Raw genomic sequence first — 3392 nt, forward strand, 5'->3', positions numbered from 1 at the left:
GCCACCGGCGCTGCGATCTCGCTCGACGGCATCATGGACGAGATCAGCTTCACCGCGGGACCGGCCGTGATCGGCATCCTGGCGGCGCTCGCCGACCCAGCCGCCGGACTGCTGCTGGCCGCCGCCCTGGTCGGCGTCTGCGGGACCCTCTTCGCCCGCCACCCCACCGCCCCGCCCGGCACCCCGGCCGCCCGCCGGCACGGCGGCGCACCGCTGCTGACCGCACCGTTCGCACTGCTGCTGGCCGGGATGGCCCTGCTCGGCGTCTGCTTCGGCTCGGTCCAGGTCGGTGTCACCGCCACCGCCGAGCGGCTCGGCCACCCCGGCGCGGCCGGACTCCTGTACGGCCTGATCGGCCTGACCAGCTCCTTCGCCGGGGTGGCCACCGCGGCCCTGCCGGCCGGGTTCGCCCTGGCTGCACGGCTGAAGGCCGCCACGGTCCTGCTGCTCGCCGCCTCGCTGCTGCTGCCCGGGGCCGCCGGGATGACCGGACTCGCCGTCGGCGTCGGCTGCCTCGGGGTGGCCGTCGCACCGCAGATGATCACGATGTTCGGTCTGACCGAGCGTGCCGTCCCCACCGACCGCCTCGGCGAGGCGATGGCGGCGCTGGTCAGCAGCATCACGCTGGCCCAGTCCGCCGGCACTCTGCTGGCCGGATGGCTCGCCGACCGGTCCGGGGCGGCGGCACCGTTCCTGGTCACCTGCGCCGCGGCCGGCCTCGCCGCGGTGCTCGCCCTGACCACCGCCACCGAGGCCCGTTACCGGCGCCGCACCGGGGCGGGACACCGCCCGCTGACCGGGGCCCGGGCCGGCTGAGGCCCGTCCCGGCCGGCCGCAGGTGGACGGCGGAAACCCGCTGTTCACGGCCGGGCCCGCGCCGTAGGTTGGCCGGATGGCTCTCTCCGACTCCGTGCCCGCCACCGCCCGACCCGACCGCAGAGCGCTCGCCGCGGCGACCACCACGGTGGTGCTGTGGGCCTCCGCGTTCGTCGCGATCCGCGGCGCGGGGACGCACTTCGGCCCGGGCGCGCTCGCGCTCGGGCGGCTGCTGGCCGGATCGGTGGCGCTGGTCGCGCTGCTGCTGCACCGGCGCGAGGGGCTGCCGCCGCGCGCGGCCTGGCCGGGGATCGCGGTCAGCGGGCTGCTCTGGTTCGGCGCGTACATGGTGGTGCTCAACTGGGGCGAGCAGCAGGTCGACGCGGGCACCGCGGCGATGGTGGTGAACATCGGCCCGGTGCTGATCGCCCTGCTCGGCGGCAAGCTGCTCGGCGAGGGATTCCCGCCGCGGCTGCTCGCCGGGATGGCGGTCTCGTTCGCCGGCGCGGTGGTGGTCGGCCTGTCGACCTCGGGCGGCGGCTCCAGCTCGCTGCTCGGCATCGCCCTGTGCCTGCTGGCCGCGGTCAGCTACGCCGGCGGGGTGGTGGCCCAGAAGCCCGCGCTGCGGCACGCGTCCCCGCTGCAGACCACCACCTTCGGCTGCCTGGTCGGCACGGCGGCCTGTCTGCCGTTCACCCCGCAGCTGGTCGCCCAGGTCGGCACCGCCCCGCTGTCGGCGACCCTCGGCGTGGTGTACCTGGGCCTGTTCCCGACCGCGCTCGCCTTCACCACCTGGGCGTACGCCCTGGCGCGCACCACCGCCGGTCGGATGGGCGCCACCACGTACGCGGTGCCCGCGCTGGTGGTGCTGATGGCCTGGGCCGTGCTCGGCGAAGTGCCGGCCCCGCTCGCACTGGCCGGCGGGGCGCTGTGCCTGGCGGGCGTCGCCGTCTCCCGCCGCCGCTGAGCATCCCTGCGCCGGGTACCGGCGGGGCGCTCAGGCCTCCAGCCGGCGCACCCGCTCCTCGTCGGTGGTACGCGGGCAGGTGACGCAGGCGTCGTCTGGGCGGATCGCGTAGTAGAGGCAGCAGCCGGCCCTGGTCCTGGTCCAGTGGGTGCGCCCGGCCGTGCCGGTCAGCCGGCGGAAGGCCGCGGCGCCCGGGAACGGCGGGGTGCCGCCCGGCAGCACGGCCTCGGCCGCCTCCACCGCCCGGTCCTCCTCCCCCAGCAGCCGGCCGAGGTACCAGATCCCGGAGACCAGGTCGTCGGCGGCCATCCCCCACAGGGCCCGCGGCCCGCGCCGGACGTACGGCTGGAAGGCCGCCAGAACCGGGCCGAGGTGCTCGGCCACGGCCGTGCGCAGCTCGGCCTCGCCGCCGGGCGCCCACTCGCCCGGACTCAGCGCGAGCCGGCCGTCGGACGGGTCCACCCACAGGTCCGTGGCGCGCAGCCGGGGCACCCGGCCCTCCAGGTACCAGGGGCCGCTGATCAGCAGGCAGGCGGCCCAGAGGTAGGTGTGCAGGGCGCGGGAGGCGGCGACGTGCTCGCGGGGGGTGCGGCCGTGCTCGGCGGTGATCCTGGCGCTCTCGGCGGCGACCATCTCCTCGGCCGCGCAGGCGAGGGTGTCGGCTCTGCGCCAGTTCCCGCCCGCCATCGGCCGCCGGGCGAGTTCGACCCGCAGCACGCCGTCGCAGGCGGCGAACAGGAGCCGATAGGTCTCGGCCAGTTCGTCCGTCCGGCAGGGCTGACCGGCCGTCAGTTGGAGCATCGGAACTCCCCATGAGCGCTAAGGTGAGGCTCACCTTAGTTCATATTCGACGGTCCATCGATCGCGCATCCGGGTGATGTCGCGATCAGGGTGTGCCGAAGGCCCGTTCCGGCCAGGATCCACGGGCCGTCGCACCACTTCGGACCAGCAGCGAGGATCACCCATGCGGCTCTATCTGCTCGCGGTCAACCCGACCGACTCCGTCACACTCGGCTTCCTCCCGGCCGCCACCCGGATGGGGCTCGGCGTCACCGTGCTCACCGACCGCCCGCGCGAGCACCGCGAGGCGTACGCGGACCTGGCGCACCCGCCGGAGGTGCTGGAGTGCGCGGTGCAGGACTTCCGCGAGGTGGTGGCGCTGATCTCCCGGCACCCGGCGCCCGACGCCGTGTTCAGCAACAGCGACCACCTGCAGACCCAGACCGCCCTGGCCGCCGCCTACTTCGGCCTGCCCGCGAAGGACTGGCGGGCCACCCTGCGGGCCAAGAACAAGGCCGAGCTGCGCCGGCACCTGGCCGCCACCGGACTGGACACCGTCTGGTCCGCCGAACTCGCCCCCGGCCAGGAGCCGGCCGAGCTGGACCCGCCGTTCCCGTGCGTCGTCAAACCGCGTGAAGGGGTCGCCAGCGAGGACGTGTCACTGGTCGCCGACCACGCCGAACTCGCCGCCCGCTGTGCGCAGATCAGGCAGCGCCGGGGACCGGCGGCCACCCTGCTGGTCGAGGAGTTCCTGACCGGCGACCTGCACACCCTGGAGACGCTCGGCGACGGCGACAGCCGCCTGGTGCTCGGCGGTTTCCGGACCCGC

General features: G+C 75.6%; 4 protein-coding genes. 3 read left to right on the forward strand and 1 reads right to left on the reverse strand.

Annotated elements, in window-relative coordinates; translation table 11 throughout:
* On the forward strand, positions 1–816 hold an 816-nt coding region (locus tag AA75_RS49505; RefSeq protein WP_368666598.1), incomplete at its 5' end, for an MFS transporter.
* A 76-nt stretch (positions 817–892) separates the two neighbouring features.
* Complete coding sequence (locus AA75_RS19330) at positions 893–1783, forward strand: DMT family transporter (RefSeq protein ID WP_033821358.1); 891 nt, start codon at positions 893–895, stop codon at positions 1781–1783.
* Between the two features lie 30 nt (positions 1784–1813).
* On the opposite strand, the gene AA75_RS19335 is transcribed toward AA75_RS19330, so the two are convergent.
* The gene (locus tag AA75_RS19335) at positions 1814–2584 is read right to left on the reverse strand and encodes a (2Fe-2S)-binding protein (protein WP_051812788.1); all 771 of its coding nucleotides are present in this window, start codon (positions 2582–2584) and stop codon (positions 1814–1816) included.
* Between the two features lie 163 nt (positions 2585–2747).
* Between AA75_RS19335 and AA75_RS19340 the strand changes: the two genes are divergently transcribed.
* Positions 2748–3392 (forward strand): siderophore biosynthesis protein (locus AA75_RS19340; RefSeq protein WP_033821359.1); only part of this gene is annotated, 645 nt, incomplete at its 3' end.

Origin of the sequence: Kitasatospora sp. MBT63 (genome assembly GCF_000710465.2) — a bacterium.
Classification (GTDB): domain Bacteria; phylum Actinomycetota; class Actinomycetes; order Streptomycetales; family Streptomycetaceae; genus Kitasatospora.